An 18,208-nucleotide genomic window follows, 5' to 3' on the forward strand; every position below is an offset into this window, starting at 1 on the left:
TCATCGCTCACGCCGGGTTGGTTGGCGTGTCGAATCTGCCACGAGGATCCGATGTCGCCCCCCTGCCGCCGTCGAACCCAACGTGGACTCAACGGCGGCGTTCCGAGCTCCAACGGCCGTTGATACGGCCAAGGCGGGCGGCAAATTGGTCGGCCTTTTTGGCCATTCACGTTCTGCAGCAGCGCACTCAACTATTGGCCGCCCCTAAGCATCCTCAAGATCGGAGTAACTCAAATGTGATGCCTTGGCAGGATTGCTCCCTGCCACACCTGTTCGCCCCTGCAAGCCATCACTTGGTGACGTGACAAAAACCATGAACCGCAAAAATAGCTTACCCTCCGCCATTCGGCCGCCGGGGTTGCTGCCTGAAACTCTGCTTTTTTGCGCTTCTGAGCACACGAGTCTTCTCTGCGGTGAAGCTAGTTTCAGCTTTAGTTGAAAACATCTCGTCCTCCGGCATACCCAATGAGTACATTTCCCGCTCGCGGAGTTCCTCCTGTTTCATATACTCTATGAATTTCTCCACGCGCTCTAGCCGTACCTTTACCCGCTCCACACGCTCGCCTCGCGTGAAAAACTGATATTCCTTTCGCGCCGCCTCCGTTAGGTAGTTGCTAGTCGATTCGCTGAAAATACCGCAATCGGTGCATATCAAATCGAGATATGTGAAATAGTAGGCAAGTTCACCGAACATATAGAGACCATAGTTGGTTATCTTGATTCGATCGACAGATTCCGAATACGCGTCCAGTCTATTGTCCGACTCTACGAAGCCGTGACGTAATAGAACGTCAAGGTTTTGTTCGAAATCGTCCTGCATGCTAAAAGTTTCCGCAAAATAGGCCCGCAATTCCGCAGTAGCGAAATATGACGGTGCCGTTGGGTCAACTCCCTTTGCAAGCTTCCGCAAAATTCGCAGCGCGGTAAAATGAGAGCCATGACGCGCCGATCTGAGCTGGTAAATATTTGGAATATCGCTCAGCGATTCCTCATAAAAATAGCGATTCGGAATCATCACCGGCTTTATGACCTGATGAACTTGAAAATTCCAGGCGCCATTGGCGATCATCTCGTCCACGTTCGTGTAGCCAGACAAGAGGAAGCTCCGGAATAGATCCAGAGAAAGGCGTATATCTCCATGCGCACACGCAGTCAAAAAATTATTAAGCGGCGAAATGTCGCTTGAAAATTCTCGGCTCAGAATTTTAAGGTACGTCCCACTATCCTTGATAAAATCGAGAGCGGTTTGACCAAGCTCATCTTCCTCATCGAGTTCGCGCTTCTCTAGTACTGTCACTGTATAGTCGAGGCGTTTCTTGAATACTTCGGCTGGGCGAGGCGAACTAATGTGAAAGCCAGAATTTTGAAATGCATCTAACACACCATGAATTTTGGAATCGAAAAAGCGTTCTTCGCGCATCGATATCAAAGCCACGCATTTCAGTCGATCAGATATTTCTTGCGCGGATGAAAAGCAAAAATCCTGAATCTCGGACGAATATTGGTCAGTGTTATCGATGACGACGATTGCACCCCGTTCTTTTGTAGACAGGTGAGTAACCAATCGCTCCGCGCAGTAAGCCTTATCCTGCTTCCATGCGGCAATCAACGAGTTCAATTTCAAGTTGTACGCCTCAGATGTCACCGGGAGTCCAGCGAGATCCTGCTTGCGCGCAGTGGCAAAACGATCTGAAAACAGATCGCGCGTCAGTGCATCTCGATCCGCATCCAGCAAGGCTTCCTTATCAAGTTGCTTAACCAACCCCTCCCAAATAGCGGATCTAATAACCGGTACATCTTCTGGCACTTTAAGCAAATCAACGATGGCTATTGCCGCATGGTCCCTCAACCAACGCGGTGCGTTATGATGCAGAAGTCGTTTTATAAACGTCGATTTACCTGCGCCCTTTCCCCCAAACAAAACCAGCACCTCGCCCTTACGGTTTTGTTTGAGATTTTTAGTCAATCGTCCGCCAAGACGACCACCCTTTCCCGTATCCTCGAGTTGCTGGACGCCAAACGACTCGAAAAACGGAGAGAGTGAATCGTGGATGAGTGACCTCATCCCGTCCGACGTGCCAAGGTATTCTCGCTGCGATACGTAGCATCGCTCCATAAACTCGGTGTCATCGTCCTTGATTACGCCGAAATACCGATTCACAATTGGGCGAAGCTTGATCGCGAGACGGTTTGCTGTAATCGTGTGCGAATAAGACGAGATTTTTTCCTTTGGGTAGTAGACGTTACGGTCCTTCGGTGGAGCGCTGCTAAGCAGCGTCGGCAGAGAGGAGCGCTCGGTGATGGCAACGAAAGACAGGTTGTTTATCGCCTTGGTGTACTCCTGGGCAAAGAAGCCGAGATTTCGCACGACAAACGCTTGCAGTGATTCCCAACGCTTTCCTTTTTCGAATGTTTTAAAAAAAATCCATTCAAATCCATTGGAAATGCATGCGTATTCACATCCACTATCAAAACAATACGTTCTAACCTGCTGCATCGCCACTTTAATATTTAAATTGCTTAGTAGCTTAGCGATTGAGATGTAGCAGGAAGTCTCGTCAGCCGCGTGCGGAATCGGCAATTCGAAGAATACGCCAGCTCTTTTTGCTTCGATGAAAAGTAGATCATCCCCGTTCGTCTTCTTAAGCACATAGTCTGCGAAGCCCGGGGCGATAAATTCTTCGACGACGACTCGATTTCTAGGCCACGCGAGAAAATCATGAATGATGAAGTCGATAACTTTGTGACGCGTTTCCGCTTCATTTATGTCCCTCTGCGAGGCGTACTGCTCCACGCCCTTCAGTTGTTCCAGCCTGTCGTCTGTTTTCGATGTCTTGTGGTCTTTCATGGTGCCCCGGAAATGTTCGCATATTATTCGCACATATCCCGTAATAATAGCTCACCATTCTGTCCCAGTGGATCTGGTGCTCGACACTCGACGGAACCCGAAAAGCTGGGCGCGCTGACTATCTGGCTGGCATAGTGCAGGTCGACAGACATGCATGCAATCCTCCCGACCGGAGAAACTCAGACGGGCTTAAGGTGCGGTCGACGCGAATGTCCGCACTGGGCTGCGGACACGACGAACACTACCGTCGAAGAAGGTCCGTCAGTGGGGAAACCGACGTTCGAATGTCCGAATCCAGCCCCCTGAGCACGACAGCGGGCGACGCATTTTCGCGGGCCGCCGCCAGGAATCCGGCCCCAATGTCAAGATCTGGGAAAGATCGCGGGCCGGTGCAAAACGTCCCCCCGCAGACACCGCAGGTTCATCTGGAAGGCTAGCGAACGTCGGTGCTTTACTCCCCCGCTTATCACACCGACCGCTGAGACGGCAATGCCGACGTCGATTGTGCCGGACATGCCGGGCGCCCCCCAGTCTTGGCGCAGCCCGAATTTCACAGAGAGAACGAATCTCTCGCGTATAGCCGGTTTAATTAGGGAAGGTATAGCGCTTGTTATACACACGAAAAAAAACGGCGGAGATTGTCTTGCATTTGGAGTGAAATTTTCCTATCGTTTTAGGCAACTTGTGGCGGAGGCAGAATGACCCCGTTCGCTGTGCAGCTCCGAGCAATCCGCACAACTTTTGGCTTGGCACAAGGCGAATTCGCCAGACGTATTGGATTTCGCCAAAACTACATTTCGGCGATCGAATGTGGAGCCAAGCTCCCAAAAGACAGCACGCTCGTTGATCGCACGATAGCTGCCCTTCAACTGGACACCGCGAGCGCGCAGGTTCTCACCGAAGCGCTTCAACTCTCCCGTCCCCTCGATTTCCCACAGCAGGGAACGCCGGCGTTTGCCTATGCGCTATGCGCTCACTTTTCTCGCATGACTCCCAGGTTCACCCAGGCACAGGTGAGAGCACTGCAGGAGTTCCTCAACGTCCTTGACCAAGCGCCGCATCCCGCGGACCTTCCAGAAACCCAATCGGCGAAAAAAGCCGCCTGAGGAGATCGTTATGCACAAGTAAAAACGCCGCCTAGCCCCAGAGGACAAGACGGCGTCGCGAATACCTATCGGTACCCGCCCTAGCAAGCTCAGTATCGGTGTCGTTTTCAGCCATGTCAAGTCCTCTTCAAGCACTCTCCCTCGGGGGAGCAGGTTCCCTTTTGCTTGGAGAAAATCATGTCCGGTGTCCGGCGCGTCGTAACGACGTCCCCTCATCGAAGGGTCGGCTTTATCTCAAGCCCGTGGTTCCAGCCACACCAGATCGAGTATGAAAGTCTGCTCGAGCGCGATTTCGTACGGCTTGCCCTTCTAGACCTTAGGGTTTCATCAATCACGCACCAGCCATTTCAGGTTGAACTCGACGAGTCGCACTCCTACACACCAGATTTCCTGCTCGCGGGTAGAAATCTTCGACTAGTTGTCGAGGTAAAACCAGAGGAGCGGGCTAACAAACCTACAACTGCCGACGGTCTACGACAGGCAAAAAAAATCCTCAATCTCCAAGGCTACGATTTCCTCGTAGCCACCGAGACGCTCATTCGAGCAAACAAGCGTCACGAACGTGCCGCCATTCTCCTTCGACACGCTCGCGCGCATCTCCCCCATCCTGTCGTAGTCGAAACGCTCAGAGTCGCTGCATTGTCCACCGATGGAATTTCCATTGGCGCGTTAGCTTCGACTGCTGGCGTTCCTATTTCGACAGTACTGCACCTGGTCGGCCGCCGTCGGCTCCGCCTCAATTCAATACTTAATTTCGACGCATCCCAAACTGTGTACCCGGTAGGAGATGAAAATGGCCATTTATGCGCTTGAACGCGGCCTTGTTCTGAAGGTCGGCGACGCGAGCTGGCAAGTTCAACGAGTACTAGATCGAAATTCCGTTCAACTGGAGCACCTAACTACCGGACGAATACGTCGCGAACGACTTTCGAAGCTTACACACGAGATAGCATCCGGAAAAATAACTATCGAACACGGCTCGGCGCTCGATATTAAGAAGTACACCGCGGATTTCGAAGGATCCGTATTCTGCGCGGACTCACTCAAGGAGCATCACAAAACCGCGTATCTGCGCGCAAGCGAATACGTGACCGCAATGCGCAAACGTGGCATTGCCAAGGGACAGCGGACCCGTATCGCGAACGCCATCACTTCGGTCGCCAGTGAACTCGGGGATCGAAATCCCCCCAAGTCATCGACCGTAATGCGCTGGATGCGACTCTATGAAAGCAGCGGCAGAAACACGACGAGCCTGGTTTCCGGAAACGTTCATCGACGGCGCCGATCGGGGATTTCTGACAAAGCCAGCGCGATAGCGAAGGACATCCTTCGGCAACGCTACTTCGTTCGCGACGGATGCTCGCTGGCATCCGCACACGACAGGATCACGGCAGAATTGGAGCGAGCAGCTGATGTCGGCGTGATTGAGCAACCTGAAGCACAGATCAGCCTCTCCACGATTCGCCGCATTGCGCGAGAGGTCACGCCATACGACAGGGACCGCGCGCGCCTTGGTCCGGCAAACGCCCGAGCAAAGTGGAGATTTTCGACGCATGGGAAATATGCAACACGACCTCTCGAGCGTGTTGAGATGGACCATACGCCCCTGGATCTATGGGTGATCGATGATGCTCTTGGCATTCCCCTTGGCCGACCAACGCTGACCCTGCTGATATGCGGCTATAGCGCCTATATCACAGGATTCTTCATCTCCTTCGAAGGCGAATCTCTGGCGCGCATCGTTCGTAGCCTGAAAATCGCTATCGAACCCAAGGAGCCGCTAACTGCTGGCGCCTCCCTGGAAAACCCGTGGCACGCACACGGATTGTGGGAAACGCTTGTTATAGACAACGCCCGTGCCTGCCACTCAGACCAGTTCAAGCAGATCGGATTTGATCTTTGCATGGACGTTGAGTATTGCCCTGTTCGTCAACCGTGGTTCAAGCCTGTGGTCGAAAGATACATCGGAGAGGCGTGCCGCCAGCTCCCGGCGCCCGGCCGCCCTCAGAAACCTGGAAGGCATCCGGAACCTATCAATGCCACCAAGAACGCATGCGTCACCTTCAGCGACCTGTGCGCCGGCATCCTCAAATGGGTAGTCGACGTGCATCCATTCACCATCAACGAGCGGAAACTCGCGCGACCCATTGATCTTTTCCTCGATGGACTCGACAGCTGCCCGGCCCCAATGTTCGTCGAAAGCTACGCCAGCCTCGATGTACTCGCTGGAGTTACGGCAAGCGCCACGGTCGACCAAAGTGGCGTGGTCAGCCACTGGATTCAGTATGCGGGAGAAGATCTGCGTCGACTAAGAAACGAGATCGGGACAAATTTCAAGACGAAGTACAAGTTCGATCCGTATGATCTTGGCACAATGTTCGTACAGCATCCCAAGGAAGGCACCTGGATTTACGTCCCCGCCAAAGATCAGGAATACGCATCGGGCCTAACATTGACCCAGCACCGCCTCATAAGGGCTGCATGTAAAGAGCGGCTGAGTCGCGCAAACGCCGAGCAGGTTTTGCGGCGCGCGCGACTGGAATTACAGGACCATTGGTCAAGCGCGATCAGCGCTGGGAAGCGACTGAAACGGGCACACCACCTCGCCCTTTCACAAAACCAGAATTCCGTCGATATCCTTCATCCGCGCACACATACGAAGCCGCAGGACTTGGCCGATCTGCTCATCCCTGATGGCGAGCTCAGTTTTTCTGAGCGTTCGGTTCCAGACTTTGGCACCTTCCGGCTGTGTGAAACGTGAATGATTTCCGCTTCGGTAGATTCGAGATCGTGCGCGACGCGCTATCGGTCATTCAAGCTCCTGCTCCCAACGTGAGCGTATCAACCAATGATGGGAGCGGAGCACGCACAGGCCCCGGGAGCAGATATGTCCTACAGTGAGAAGGCGTTGAGCGCCGCCCGCGCGCTTCATCAAGTGGTGATTAATCACTCGACATTTACCCAGGCGCTTGATGGCATCGGACGGATAATTCAGCTCGGAAACGATCTCGGGAACCCGATCGGAATGTGTCTGATTGCGCCAAGCGGCTGCGGCAAATCACTGCTGATCGACCTGCTGACGAGAAACGCATATGGATGGCCATTCCTGAACGCTCAGTCCGTTCTGGTTGCCGCGCTGAAGGAAGCGCCGACCGTCGCTCATATCCAGTCTGAATTGCTCAAGTGCTTCAAATATCCGATCCCCATAAGAAGCTCCGCAAGCACAAACGCTGCGGTCAATAACGTTTTAATAGAAGCTGTCGCACAGCGAAAGATTCAGCTAACCGCCATAGACGAATATCAGCAGGTGTTCCTTGCGGGAAAGGACGGTGTGAGGCGCTCGGTCAACGATTGGCTGAAACGCTTCATGACACTTACAGAAAAACCGGTTCTCCTGACCGGCACAGAGGAGCTTTCCGCCCTGGCGAACGGCGATCCTCAACTGAGCACAAGAATTTCTGCAACATTTCGTCTGATGCCGTTTCGACATGACGCTGAATGGAAAGGCGTTCTTAAGGCATATAGCGACAACTGCCAGGCGCTTGATCTCAGCCCGCTTCGCAACGACTATTCACGGGAGCTCTATCTCGCGAGCCAAGGTGTTTTCAGGACACTCAAAGGTTTGGTTCTCGAATCGTCGATGGTTGCAATAGATGACGGCGCCGAAGCGGTGAATCGGAAACACCTGTCCACCGCGTTTCTTCGAACCTTCGGACCAGCATCGACGCGCGAGAACCCGTTTCTGTGAACTTCGCCCACAACGACACCCTTCCGTATCCATTCGTTGACGAAATTTTTCCCGACGAAGACGGCGTGGGATACGCTCTACGGATGGCAGACGCGAACGCTCTGTCCTTCCATCAACTTGCAACGCATCTTGCGTCGCCAGGACACTGTTACCTGCCTTATAGCTCTGCACCAGAGATTGCGTTTATGTTCGGCGGCACGTCCGAACTTATTGCAAGGGCGCTGGTGCGACGCCATTTTGAAGACGGTATCACGGTCGCCGATTTCGCCGAGCATCGATTTTTGCGACCGAAACATTTGCGTCAGCTGCGGCCACAACTCTGTCCGTTTTGCCTGCTCGAACACGGACACGCACGCGCGTCGTGGTCTATCACAATGATGTGCTGCTGCACGGAACACGAGGTTTGCCTCATCGACCAATGTGTGTGTGGAAGGCCCATCTCGTGGCGTAGACGGAGTTTGCTGGTCTGCGAATGTGGTCGGATGCTCCTTGGCAGCTCGAATTCCACTCATCCGGCGACGAAGGGAGCACTGGCTATTTGCCGTCAGATCGAATACCTACTCGGTAGGGCGCATTTCCGCCTCCAGTCACAATTGGATAGCGAGCTCGCGGTCTTTGACGACATTTCGGTCGATACATTCCTTCGACTCGTGTGGGCGCTTGGATCATCCAAATGCGAGAGAGGCGGCTGCACGCAACACATCTTGCATGCAATCCCCACGCCATTGGAAGCCATGCTGACTGCCGACCAAGCCCACAACCGCATCCGGCGTCTGCTAAGTGGACGAGACGTTGCGTCGCTCTGCCTTTGGTGGCCCCAGTTAATATCGATTGAAGAGGAAGCAGTCACTTTGCCGGACCAAAGATTGATCTTGTCGATTCTTGCAAGAATCAGGCCGCGCCCTCCGTCGGCTCGGCGCATAAATCGAAATGGACCCGTACAGCCTTCCCTGTTTGAGGAATAGTATGCCAACTGACAGCTCGTTGATGCTCGCGCCAGCGCCGATCGCCGGCGAGTCTCCTTCATCGTGGCTCCATCGCCTAAGTCTGCTACATGGACGTGGGGCTCGGACGCTCCTGCATTCGGTGGGGATTCGAAAAATGAAGGATCCAGACACCGCTCTGACCTCGCAACAGTTTGGTAGTTTGGTACGCGAAACCAACGTAAGCGAATCAATGGTCGCCCACCTGGGAACAATCTACGAGCGGTTACGCCAGTCAAAGTATCGGCGCCTACTGCGCCACGACGGTCGAGGTCGACCCGTTTATGCGTTTTGTCCCGAGTGCCTCGCAAGTGACGAAACGCCTTATCTACGCATTGCGTGGCGATTCACTCATTGGGATATCTGTCCCACGCACCGTATCCGTATGTGCTATCGGTGTCACGGGTGCGAAGCACCGCTTTTAGCGATGCGACCTCCACAGAAGTTTTATCTAGCTGATCTTCGTCGCTGCTCCATGTGCGCTAGTGATCTAACCTTGCAATCGGTCGATCGCCTGCCGCATGAAGAAATATGCGGCAGTTTGCGGATTCAAGTAGCTCTGGCGAACACATTGTTGCTCGGACACTGCCTTATTGAAGGACATCCTGAGCGGGTGCCGCTAGACTTCCTGATGCATGCGCTGAGGACCCGGCAACTCGATGGAACTGGAATTCGAGACACCCCGTTGGCGCCGCAATTTCGTCTACTTTGCCGCGACGGTCAGATGTTTTTCTTGTTTCTATATTTCCTGGGCACGCGCGGAGAGTCATTTCCTGACGTCAACGTTGCTGCCGAAGTGGACCATCCAATCGTATGACCGCGGCGTGCCAAGGTTGCTGAATCTCGACGAAATGCTATCGAAACAGGATGGAGCTTGGAGCGATGACGGCAAGACATATCAGCGTTTCTGCGGCGAAAGCCGGTGTGAGCCGGATTTTGGTCTGGGTAAAGGCCGGACGCGAATTCATTGTCTGCCGAGCGGGTACTCCAGTCGTGCACCTGGTTCGGCCTGCGGCCAACATCATGTCGGCGGGTAAGATTCTGATGCGCCCACACCGCACCAAAGGCCGGCCCGGACGCTCGGCGAGGACTCGCATTCGCGACAAGCGCTGACATGCGTCGCGAAATAGTTGATCGCCCATAGTTGTTAGCCGATGTTTGACGACAGCGGTAGCTGGCCAACAAGGTCATCCAAATTTTTTATTGTCGGCACCGAGATAGACGAGACCCCGGCGCGATCGAGATGAATAGCCCGCATGCCGAATGCAGTCGCTCCCAAGTAGTCGGTAGAAAAGGTATCTCCGACCATGACAGCTTCACTCGGCGAAACGTGAATTTTTGTACAGATTGCTGAGAAGATGCGCGGGTCGGGTTTAAGGTATCCGACTTCGAATGACCACGCGTACTCCACTGGGACGGGCAAGATATCTAGCAACTGTTTTGCGTACGGTTTTGCAAGATTCGACGCGATCCCAACTTTAATGCCCGCGTCGCGAAGTGTTCCGAGAGCCTCCATTGCATCTGAAAAAAGACGCATGCCCTCGAGTTCGAGTTTCAAATCGGCTTCCAGAGACTCGAGGTCTATCGCCGCTGAGGCAAACTCTCTGGCTGCATCGGAGAGTCCCAACGGGCGCGTCATTACCGCTTCTAGCATTCGCCTGTGGTCCGAACAAAGGCGCGCCAGTTTGGTAAATGGTCGCTGCTTGTACCGCAGTTCACACAACGTTCCAAATGCGTCGAATACAACGGCTTTCACTGCGACTTTCATAACTGATTACGCCCCTGACGCGACGAGTACGAAAGAAAGGTGCGTCCCCGCGCTAGCACTCGCGACGCGGGGCGCGCGAGTCGGAGAATCGCAATATACGGCCGCTGCGGATCTAGCATCGTCGTTTAACCACCGAGTGTCGAGGACGCTGCCTCCATCCATCGACGCCGATACAATTGTCCGCAGTAAAAGAGCAGCAACGTGGCAAGCCAACGCATTACAGTGCGCATCTTCTTTTGCCATTCGGATCGAGCATCTAACTGTTCGATAACGGCTGGGTAAGCCGCAGCCACGTCGCCCAACCGCCTGTCGAACTCGATAAGGCTATTCTGACAATCCAGCCAATGCGTTTTTTTGACGTGAATAAAGTCTGGAAGGATCTTCAACGTCGATATCATCAAGGACGTCTTGGTAGTTTCATTCGGCCCGGCTTGCAAGGCCGCGTCGATTGTGTGTTGGGCAGTGGACGCCGTTTTGAAACACTCGTCAAGCTTCGGCTGGAGTGCAATAAGTGCCTTAAAACTCGATGGCAGCTGTTTTGCTGAAACGGACGTCTCGACTTTCGATATGTCGTTTTCCAGCATCTGCATACGGCTTAGCTCATCGAGTAGGACTATGCTGGCGACGCGATAGTAGGAGAGATATTGAAGCTCCAAACCGAGGAGTTGGTCCGCGTCCGCACCTACGGCACCAATATCTCGAGTGTGTCCCATGGTGTTCTCAAAAAAATCGTTGCGAGCCTTGTCGAATCGCTCCATCGCATTTTCAGCAGGAGCTGCTAACAATTTCAGGGTGACCAAAGGTTGGGCAGCCTGCTCAGTAAAGTCCTTGTCGGCAAGTGGAAACATGAATTCGCACATAACTAACGCCAAGACGGCCACAATCGCTGCGACGTCGACGAGACCGAATCGTTTAGTTACGGATTCGTTTCTTTTCTTCCTTGACAGTCGAATTGCCAAGATGCGTCTGTTTGTACGCTCGTTCATAGTTTTGAGTAAAAGCGTTATATGTTGATTCGTGGAGCAAGGTGCGCTGCGAGATGATGAATTTTCGGTTGATGCTCTTTGAACGACGCCGCTCGGATTAAACGTCCGCTCGTGAAGGCAAAGGGCTGAGGTACGCGTACCGCGCCACACGGCCCGCTTTTATCGCTCGTATCCCTTCGGATTACCGGCGTGACGCACGCCTCTGGCATCGACGTCGACGATCGGAGCAACGCGACGCATGTTCAATGAAGAAAGTCGGCCAACCTCGCTTGACGGGCACTTGCACCCAGACGTTATTGCGATCAGCCGAGAAACAGCAACTACCGCGGCCAGCGCGCTCACATATGGCGCAGCGACGCTCGCCCCGACCACCTCCGCCGTTCCACAGCGACCGATTTCCCCCAAAAGATGTTGATAAGCGTGCACGTGAGGAATTTCATCGTCAGTCTTCGCATCCGTTTGGTTCGCAAAGTGTTTGTCGATTGGCCGCGCACTGTCGAATATGGTTACGCGGTAGCGATCGAAGTCGCTCGCACTCCGGCCCAGCCCCGCATCGACGATACAGTCGAACCCGATACCGGCCAAACGCTTGCGCGCCTCGATTTTGTCGACACCACAAAGCGCAATGCGTGGGTCAGCGTCATCGAGTCGGTCTGTGGCGGCAAGCATCCTGTCAATGCGTCTTACGTCGAATCCTTTGCGCAACGCCCATTGCTCCGCAATCCGCGTCTTAAGAACCCCGTAGGTATCGTCTCCAACAAGCACGGAGGTGGCCCAATTTTCTTCGCTGATCTTGTCTCGGTCCTGGAGGACAAGAGAGATTTCGCTGGGATTTTCATATGGCAGCGCGGCCAGCGCCCAGAGGAATGCTTGACCAAGGTTTCCTAGCCCAATCAGCCACAGGGCTCCGGGCAGAAAAACCTCCGAAAAGCCTGGGGCATCCTCTTTTCCCTCGATCGTCGTCCAGAGTTCGACTTCCGACCGCAAATCGAAGCACTGTCCTCGTTCGGCCTGAAAGGCCATACCAACGGCCAGCGCGGCGGCAGCGATTCCCACGAGCGGATTGCCACTATGCTCGCAAACGCACGCCTGAGGGTGCGCCGTACCGGCCCGCCATCCGTTCCACCAGACCCCTACAGACCAGTCGTCCTCCGGCATCGGCGCAGTTCCGATAACGATTCTGCGCGAAGGCACGCCTTCGAAGTCATGAGCCCCGACTTCCGTCGCGGCGCCGCCAAGGGTGGCCGAGGACAAAGGAAACGCAGAATTATGCAGTTGGTCAACGGCGCCAATCACCCGGACACCACCGACAAAAGTTCGGCGGCCTACCGATACGGCGGTCAGCACAGCGGCATGGGCGGCAGGAGACACTGCATCGGGGCCAACTACTATCTCAAGGGTTAGCCCTCGCAATCTTCTCTGTGCTTCATCGAACGTTATCTGTTCACTATCGACGAGAATCTTTGCAAGGCGCGAGACATGACGATCTAATGCCATTTTGGCCACCATCCGATATGAACCGGGGACGGACGTTCGTGGCTACGATCGCGCCAATGCCGTGCTCCCAGATATTCGTGGACACCAATTGCGCCTGGGCGCGTTTCCTTGGCCGCGTAGTGAGGAAGGATGAAAGCGACGTGGCCGACTTCCGCCACGATCGGATTCGCCTGATCAGATTGGCTTTGCTGAAAGCCGGCTGGATGTACGTGTACATCGGCGACGACATTCTTGCCCGTCTTCCGGCAATGATTCCAAAGGTCCCCAAGCCGGCGGCCGTCGATCTCGACGATGCCAGTTCGCAACGCGTTCGGATCGATGTCGTCATAGAAAACGAATTCTTCAATGCGCCGCGCCTTTGTCTTCGTGCCCAAAAGGAACGCGCCACTCTCGCGACGGCCCGCCGCGCGCCGACGAAGTTCTGCGACACCCGCATCCCAGACCGCCGCGTCACAGAAGATTTCAGGCCGCGGTCCGAACGCAGCGCGCGCGAGCGTTGCTATTAAGGATGCCATACAGGTCCTCGAAGATGAACGTCAGGCGCCGCTCAGGGCGCCATGCCAAGTGGGGATAGTTAGCAGCGTTGTTGTTGTGTGGACCCGTCATCCTTTCCCAAGGTCGATAGACTGTGTCAGATCCCCACTGCTGGAACGTAATAAGGACACGCTGACCGCCTTTCGGACGTCGCTCGATTGCCAGCGGCTGGTTGACTTTATGGTCCCAAATCCGGACGGTCGGTGACTGGCCGGGGTAATTAGATAGCTCCGCCCTGAACCCATACTCGCTGTGCGATCCGTCCGGCTCGGTCGCCGAGATCGCAAAGTCGAGCGTTGGAAAGGTGTAAGCGATGACCCGCCAACGACCAGTTTCTAATCCGCTCACAAAGTCACCGTCCTGAAAGTCGGCCTCGACGCGAACCGCGCTCGGGTCGGCAATCACAGGCAGCTCCCGTTGGCGATATCACCGCGGACAAGATCAAGCGCAAGCTCGTGCTGACGGCCGGCGAGATGGCCCACATGTTCAGTCAAGGGCAACTCTTCTTTCTGACCGTGGCGGGCGAGTTCAAATTCAGTCGCCATGCTCGGATCAATGTTGAACACTTCAATAGCCCAAGCGAGAAGCTTTTCGAGAGGTTCGTGTCGCTTGAATTCACCACGATGTTCGCCAGCCTGGTAATAGATCGTCACCGCAACCTGACCGGCATGATGGACGTGATGACGGCGTTGACGCGGATAGTCCGCATCAACCAGGATTGCCTCTACCAATTGTTCGTCTTCGCCCTCGCGGACGAGAGCCAGTTCTTCGATGGCGCAACCACGTTCGACAGAAATAATCTGAAGAATCGTTGTTACGCTCTGGCCCTCGCAGAGCGTAACAATCCGTTCCTCTGAGAGGCCAGTCTTCACGGGCACAGAGAAGTTGTGAGCCGCCACCGCTCCCTCGACGGCGCGATGGTCGTCGGCGTGTTCCATTTCATGGGTACCCATAGCGAAACCTTTCAATTTTATTTCAATCGCAAGATCGACCAAGGCCGCCGATCGCCTATCGAACGGGACACCTGATCGACAAGATTAATGTAACAGATCATTTTGATGATGTAAACAGATCGCGGTGGTGCGTGTTGCGCATCACCGCAAAATGCGCGATCCTTTGCCCAGTACCCGAGGAGATTTGAATGACCACCGCCCAAGACGAGCGACTAAGATTCATCGATTTTCGACTGATGTTTCTTGGTGACGTCAGCAGACAAGACCTAACCGATCGCTTTGGCATCTCTGAACCCGCCGCGACCCGGGATCTCACCCAATATCGCGAGCAACGCCCGGAGAATCTCGAATACAGCCACGCGGAACGCAGCTATCTCCCCAGTGAAAGCTTCTCGCCTTTGTACGCACATGAAAGCGCAGATGCGTTGGCGACAATCGCGCACGGCCACTTAGCCCTTCCACGCCAAGAAAAAAAGCCGCTGCTCAGATGTGATCTGCCGATTCAGTTGGACCGTCCGGACCCGCGCGTAGTCGCCGTCATCACAAAAGCAATAAATCGCCGACACATCATCTCGATCGACTACAGGTCTCACAGCAGCGGGGAGACACGCCGACAAATCGCTCCGTTCGCATTAGTGGACAACGGGCTTCGATGGCACATACGCGCCTTCGATCGCCGTAGGAACCGATTTTCCGATTTCGTGATCGCACGAATCAGCAACCCAGAGTTGGAGAACTCCGTTCCTCTTTCCCAAGAGCATTGGGAGTACGACATTCAATGGAACCGCATCGTTGAACTTGAACTTGTGCCGCATCCCAAGCGCCCCCATGCCGAGACAACAGCTTTTGAATACGGTATGGAAGATGGGGTGTTACGGTCGCGTGTCAGGGCGGCCGTAGCGGGCTATTTCTTGCGCCGGTGGAACGTTGACTGCTCTCCCGACCATCGGCTCGAGGGGAACGAGTATCAACTGTGGCTAAGAAATAGAGAGACACTGTACGGCGTAGAAACACTAGAGATCGCGCCCGGGTACGCCTGAAATCTTCGTTGCGAATCGGGCGGCGGTGGACAGCAACCGACGGAAGCCAGCGGGTAGCCGACCTTCGCGCCATCAGAAATTGCGCCCCCCATTCCATTGATGCGCGTCCCACACCGGAAGACGCGGGACGCATTGCTGCCATAGTGAATCTACCCGAGACTGCGCAGGTTGCTCGCTATGTAAATGGCCTTCCGGTAGCCGAAGACGCGGGAATTCAAACATACAAAACGAGAGACGTGTGGAGCCCAGCACACGTCGGCACTCTGTGGCTTAACAATAACCTATCGGGTACTGCGTTTTATTCAGATAAAATAATCAATGAAATTTGGATCCGACAACCGGAGCGCCGCCAAATCCTTCCATAAATAGCGGCATACGATGCTCTCCCTTATTCATTCTCTCGATATCCCCTAGATGACGAAGAAAATCATCGCCCCCCACTGCAAGATATTCCCAAGCAGAAAACTCCCGGCTATTGCTTCTTTTGATTTTGTCCCGCGCCTTACGAATCAATATCTCTGCCGTATCACTGTTGCCCAAAATAGCATTCGTGATGCCGAGGCATTGCAGATAGTTCGCTCCAGCACCTGAACCAAAAGAGTGCCCGCCATCCATGTCCAACACCTCTGAAAATAGCTCGTGCGACGGAGCACCGTCTCGCCCCCACGTCGCCATGGCAAGATTAAATTTATCAGCAATAGATAATTCGCCATCCATATTTTCAAGTATCTGAATTGCCCTTGAAAAATCACCGACCCCAATTGCCGCAAGAGCTATTTCGTGCCGGATAAAACCTCGTTGTTTGCCAAGCTCGCTGTGGCTTTCACTCAGAAGTCGCGAGAGAATCTCCGCCTTTGCAGCCAGTTGATTCCTATCAGCGTCCATTTGAATGGCAACAGCAAATTGGTCCTGCGGCGACAAAGAGCGTAAAGCTACAGAGCGATCCAGCGATAAATATAAGCCAGAGTCAATTTGAGGAAAAAGTGCGACAGCTTGCAAAAAAGACTTAAGCTCCGCATTTTCTGAACGAAGCATACCCTGAAGATCAACCATGGCATCGGGCTTTCGATCCAACCCAAAATTTAAACGCGCGCGCACCGCGTAGGATGATGCGTCTAACGAGGTTAAATCACCGTCTCTGACCGAAAGTAAGGCTAAAGCGTCTGAAGGTTTTCCCATAGTTTCATAGAAAAGTGCAGCGGCGTATCGAACTTCAAAATCATCAGGAAAATATTTAATTATTGTTTGTGCCTTCTCCATAAGAACGCTAGGCCCATCTTGCGTCATCGCATCTGAAAAGCCCCTACGAGCTTGCCTGAGGAGGGAAATCGCGGCATCTCGGTCCTTAAGATTCTTTCGAACAATAGCTTCCTTCAATTCGCAGTATTCACGCGCAAGACGACTCTTGGGGCGATTCAGTGAAAAAATCTCCTGATTCAGCAGGGACAGGCTCGGATAATGTCGAATTTTCGCGGACAAGTCGTCGTAACGTAGCTCTCTACGAAATCGCTCCAATGATACGTCCAATATACCGTCCTCATCATCAAGGTCAGGAACGTTCGACGCGGCGAAATGGATCTCAATAGGCCTTCCACCGGGTGACGTTGCGTTCTGTGCCCTGACATTGGCGGCGACTCGTCTTAGCCCTAGGAGGTTTTGCTCGTTAGGGAAAAACAACATACAGACAGCATCGGGAAGTTGACGCGTACAGATCCCCTCGATATCGCTGTGCCCCGTCCTCGAATCAATGAGAACGTAGTCGGGATCAAGCTTCGACTCCCATTGACGTCGAAGATCTTCAAACATCAAGTATCCTTCTTGTTCCGCGTACAGATGCGCCCAATCGATACAATTAAGTCTCGGGGCGTAATCTTCACTGTGCAACCCTGCCGGCATCACCCATATCTCACCTTTCCCGGCAAGCTCAGTAGTTTTATAGACATACGACGAAAAGTCAGGTGCCATTGCCGTAGAAACATACTCATGGACGTAATCCACAATGCCGGGAACGCTGCTTTTCGGTCGCGTGAGATCGAATGTGGCCAAGCCGGGGGCTTCCAAGTCGAAATCAACGAGCAGGACTTTCTTTCCCGCTTCAGCCAATTGAACAGCGACGTTCACTAACGCCATTGAGCGGCCAACACCACCCTTAAAGGAGTAGAAAGTGACAACGTACATCTAATTCACCGTTATGGACGTATGAAGCCGAAACTCGCTTGCTCTCGGCTTTAATGAACTTTGGTCAGATTCAGAAAGCTCTCTGAATTTTGGATGAAAATATGTATATCCGTCCTGTTGCTCGAGAGAGACTCTCGATCTAATTCTCTGTATATTGTCTTTAAAACTAAGCAAATAGACCAGATTGTCATTCGAAGCATTTTGAAGAAGAGCACCTCGTTCCCAGCGCGCTAGCGAAGCTTTACCAATTTTCGAAAGCTCCGCAAATTCGGATTGACTGAGTCCATACGACTCTCTAACTGCAAGGATTTCTCGAGGAGTTAGAAGGCCTAAATGACGGCACACAACTTCGTGCCGAGCTTGCTCCGCGTCCTCTCCCGTGAACGTAAGGTCGCATTCTAAGCACTGATGAACCGTGATCCAAGCCGTAAGCTCGACCCGGTCTTGACCCACTCCATACTCAAATCGATCTTGCACCAAATTCGATCGAACGCGGTGTTGCCCGCATGCGGGACATTCCAATCCCAATGGTTGAGTATCGTTAGCTATGTCGAAGTCGCGCATAGT

At 53.7% G+C, this 18,208-nt stretch carries 16 protein-coding genes and 1 pseudogene; 9 read left to right on the forward strand and 8 right to left on the reverse strand.

All coding sequences use genetic code 11. The annotated features are described in order from the left end of the window. Window positions 1-331: 331 nt before the first annotated feature. Complete coding sequence (locus P3T16_RS11305) at window positions 332-2,848, reverse strand: hypothetical protein (protein WP_429342350.1); 2,517 nt, start codon at window positions 2,846-2,848, stop codon at window positions 332-334. 698 nt (window positions 2,849-3,546) lie between these two features. Between P3T16_RS11305 and P3T16_RS11310 the strand changes: the two genes are divergently transcribed. The 7 genes and pseudogenes from P3T16_RS11310 (at window position 3,547) to P3T16_RS11340 (ending at window position 9,722) form a co-directional block, all read left to right on the forward strand. Further along, on the forward strand, window positions 3,547-3,954 hold the full coding sequence (locus tag P3T16_RS11310) for a helix-turn-helix domain-containing protein (RefSeq protein ID WP_429342351.1): 408 nt from the start codon (window positions 3,547-3,549) through the stop codon (window positions 3,952-3,954). Between the two features lie 177 nt (window positions 3,955-4,131). Then, window positions 4,132-4,767 carry a TnsA endonuclease N-terminal domain-containing protein gene (locus P3T16_RS11315; RefSeq protein ID WP_429342352.1) on the forward strand — a complete coding sequence of 212 codons (636 nt, stop codon included), beginning with the start codon at window positions 4,132-4,134 and terminating at the stop codon, window positions 4,765-4,767. Continuing rightward, the gene (locus P3T16_RS11320) at window positions 4,748-6,715 is read left to right on the forward strand and encodes a transposase (protein WP_429342353.1); all 1,968 of its coding nucleotides are present in this window, start codon (window positions 4,748-4,750) and stop codon (window positions 6,713-6,715) included. The genes P3T16_RS11315 and P3T16_RS11320 overlap by 20 nt, the downstream gene beginning before the upstream one ends. A 126-nt stretch (window positions 6,716-6,841) precedes the next feature. Further along, on the forward strand, window positions 6,842-7,702 hold the full coding sequence (locus tag P3T16_RS11325) for a TniB family NTP-binding protein (protein ID WP_429342354.1): 861 nt from the start codon (window positions 6,842-6,844) through the stop codon (window positions 7,700-7,702). Beyond that, entirely contained in the window at window positions 7,699-8,667 is a 969-nt protein-coding gene (locus P3T16_RS11330) for a TniQ family protein (protein WP_429342355.1), read from the forward strand. The genes P3T16_RS11325 and P3T16_RS11330 overlap by 4 nt, the downstream gene beginning before the upstream one ends. 22 nt (window positions 8,668-8,689) lie before the next feature. Next, window positions 8,690-9,058, forward strand: a pseudogene (locus P3T16_RS11335) (TniQ family protein); the annotation flags it as partial. 286 nt (window positions 9,059-9,344) lie between these two features. Then, window positions 9,345-9,722: a hypothetical protein gene (locus tag P3T16_RS11340; RefSeq protein ID WP_429342532.1), complete on the forward strand. Its 378-nt coding sequence runs from the start codon at window positions 9,345-9,347 to the stop codon at window positions 9,720-9,722. 110 nt (window positions 9,723-9,832) lie between these two features. Here the strand turns inward: P3T16_RS11340 and P3T16_RS11345 are convergent, their stop codons facing one another. The 3 genes from P3T16_RS11345 to P3T16_RS11355 all read right to left on the reverse strand — a co-directional run bounded on the left by P3T16_RS11345 (window position 9,833) and on the right by P3T16_RS11355 (window position 12,936). Further along, window positions 9,833-10,441 carry an HAD family hydrolase gene (locus tag P3T16_RS11345; RefSeq protein ID WP_429342356.1) on the reverse strand — a complete coding sequence of 203 codons (609 nt, stop codon included), beginning with the start codon at window positions 10,439-10,441 and terminating at the stop codon, window positions 9,833-9,835. 137 nt (window positions 10,442-10,578) lie between these two features. After that, on the reverse strand, window positions 10,579-11,301 hold the full coding sequence (locus P3T16_RS11350; RefSeq protein ID WP_429342357.1) for a hypothetical protein: 723 nt from the start codon (window positions 11,299-11,301) through the stop codon (window positions 10,579-10,581). Window positions 11,302-11,598: 297 nt separating this feature from the next. Further along, on the reverse strand, window positions 11,599-12,936 hold the full coding sequence (locus P3T16_RS11355) for a hypothetical protein (protein ID WP_429342358.1): 1,338 nt from the start codon (window positions 12,934-12,936) through the stop codon (window positions 11,599-11,601). A gap of 140 nt (window positions 12,937-13,076) precedes the next feature. On the opposite strand from P3T16_RS11355, the gene P3T16_RS11360 reads away from it, so the two are divergent. Beyond that, the gene (locus tag P3T16_RS11360; RefSeq protein ID WP_429342359.1) at window positions 13,077-13,442 is read left to right on the forward strand and encodes a hypothetical protein; all 366 of its coding nucleotides are present in this window, start codon (window positions 13,077-13,079) and stop codon (window positions 13,440-13,442) included. Here the strand turns inward: P3T16_RS11360 and P3T16_RS11365 are convergent. Together P3T16_RS11365 and P3T16_RS11370 are read right to left on the reverse strand one after the other, a co-directional pair. Then, window positions 13,399-13,875 carry a DUF7665 family protein gene (locus tag P3T16_RS11365; RefSeq protein ID WP_429342360.1) on the reverse strand — a complete coding sequence of 159 codons (477 nt, stop codon included), beginning with the start codon at window positions 13,873-13,875 and terminating at the stop codon, window positions 13,399-13,401. The two genes, P3T16_RS11360 and P3T16_RS11365, sit on opposite strands and share 44 nt — an antisense overlap. Continuing rightward, a complete protein-coding gene (locus P3T16_RS11370) occupies window positions 13,872-14,465 on the reverse strand; it encodes a hypothetical protein (RefSeq protein ID WP_429342361.1) in 594 nt (197 codons plus the stop codon). The genes P3T16_RS11365 and P3T16_RS11370 overlap by 4 nt, the downstream gene beginning before the upstream one ends. Before the next feature lie 146 nt (window positions 14,466-14,611). On the opposite strand from P3T16_RS11370, the gene P3T16_RS11375 reads away from it, so the two are divergent. Then, complete coding sequence (locus tag P3T16_RS11375; protein ID WP_429342362.1) at window positions 14,612-15,463, forward strand: helix-turn-helix transcriptional regulator; 852 nt, start codon at window positions 14,612-14,614, stop codon at window positions 15,461-15,463. A gap of 315 nt (window positions 15,464-15,778) precedes the next feature. On the opposite strand, the gene P3T16_RS11380 is transcribed toward P3T16_RS11375, so the two are convergent. Both P3T16_RS11380 and P3T16_RS11385 read right to left on the reverse strand, forming a co-directional pair. Continuing rightward, the gene (locus P3T16_RS11380) at window positions 15,779-17,641 is read right to left on the reverse strand and encodes a tyrosine-protein kinase family protein (RefSeq protein ID WP_429342363.1); all 1,863 of its coding nucleotides are present in this window, start codon (window positions 17,639-17,641) and stop codon (window positions 15,779-15,781) included. Further along, window positions 17,642-18,205 carry a type II TA system antitoxin MqsA family protein gene (locus P3T16_RS11385; RefSeq protein WP_429342364.1) on the reverse strand — a complete coding sequence of 188 codons (564 nt, stop codon included), beginning with the start codon at window positions 18,203-18,205 and terminating at the stop codon, window positions 17,642-17,644. Window positions 18,206-18,208 lie beyond the last annotated feature (3 nt).

This window comes from Paraburkholderia sp. GAS42 (genome assembly GCF_050436565.1).
Classification (GTDB): Bacteria; Pseudomonadota; Gammaproteobacteria; order Burkholderiales; family Burkholderiaceae; genus Paraburkholderia.

Coding starts and splice junctions, on each gene's coding strand:
- P3T16_RS11305 (WP_429342350.1), bottom strand. CDS start 2,848: ATGAAAGACCACAAGACATCGAAAACAGACGACAGGCTGGAACAACTG.
- P3T16_RS11310 (WP_429342351.1), top strand. CDS start 3,547: ATGACCCCGTTCGCTGTGCAGCTCCGAGCAATCCGCACAACTTTTGGC.
- P3T16_RS11315 (WP_429342352.1), top strand. CDS start 4,132: ATGTCCGGTGTCCGGCGCGTCGTAACGACGTCCCCTCATCGAAGGGTC.
- P3T16_RS11320 (WP_429342353.1), top strand. CDS start 4,748: ATGGCCATTTATGCGCTTGAACGCGGCCTTGTTCTGAAGGTCGGCGAC.
- P3T16_RS11325 (WP_429342354.1), top strand. CDS start 6,842: ATGTCCTACAGTGAGAAGGCGTTGAGCGCCGCCCGCGCGCTTCATCAA.
- P3T16_RS11340 (WP_429342532.1), top strand. CDS start 9,345: ATGGAACTGGAATTCGAGACACCCCGTTGGCGCCGCAATTTCGTCTAC.
- P3T16_RS11350 (WP_429342357.1), bottom strand. CDS start 11,301: ATGTTTCCACTTGCCGACAAGGACTTTACTGAGCAGGCTGCCCAACCT.
- P3T16_RS11355 (WP_429342358.1), bottom strand. CDS start 12,936: ATGGCATTAGATCGTCATGTCTCGCGCCTTGCAAAGATTCTCGTCGAT.
- P3T16_RS11375 (WP_429342362.1), top strand. CDS start 14,612: ATGACCACCGCCCAAGACGAGCGACTAAGATTCATCGATTTTCGACTG.
- P3T16_RS11380 (WP_429342363.1), bottom strand. CDS start 17,641: ATGTACGTTGTCACTTTCTACTCCTTTAAGGGTGGTGTTGGCCGCTCA.
- P3T16_RS11385 (WP_429342364.1), bottom strand. CDS start 18,205: ATGCGCGACTTCGACATAGCTAACGATACTCAACCATTGGGATTGGAA.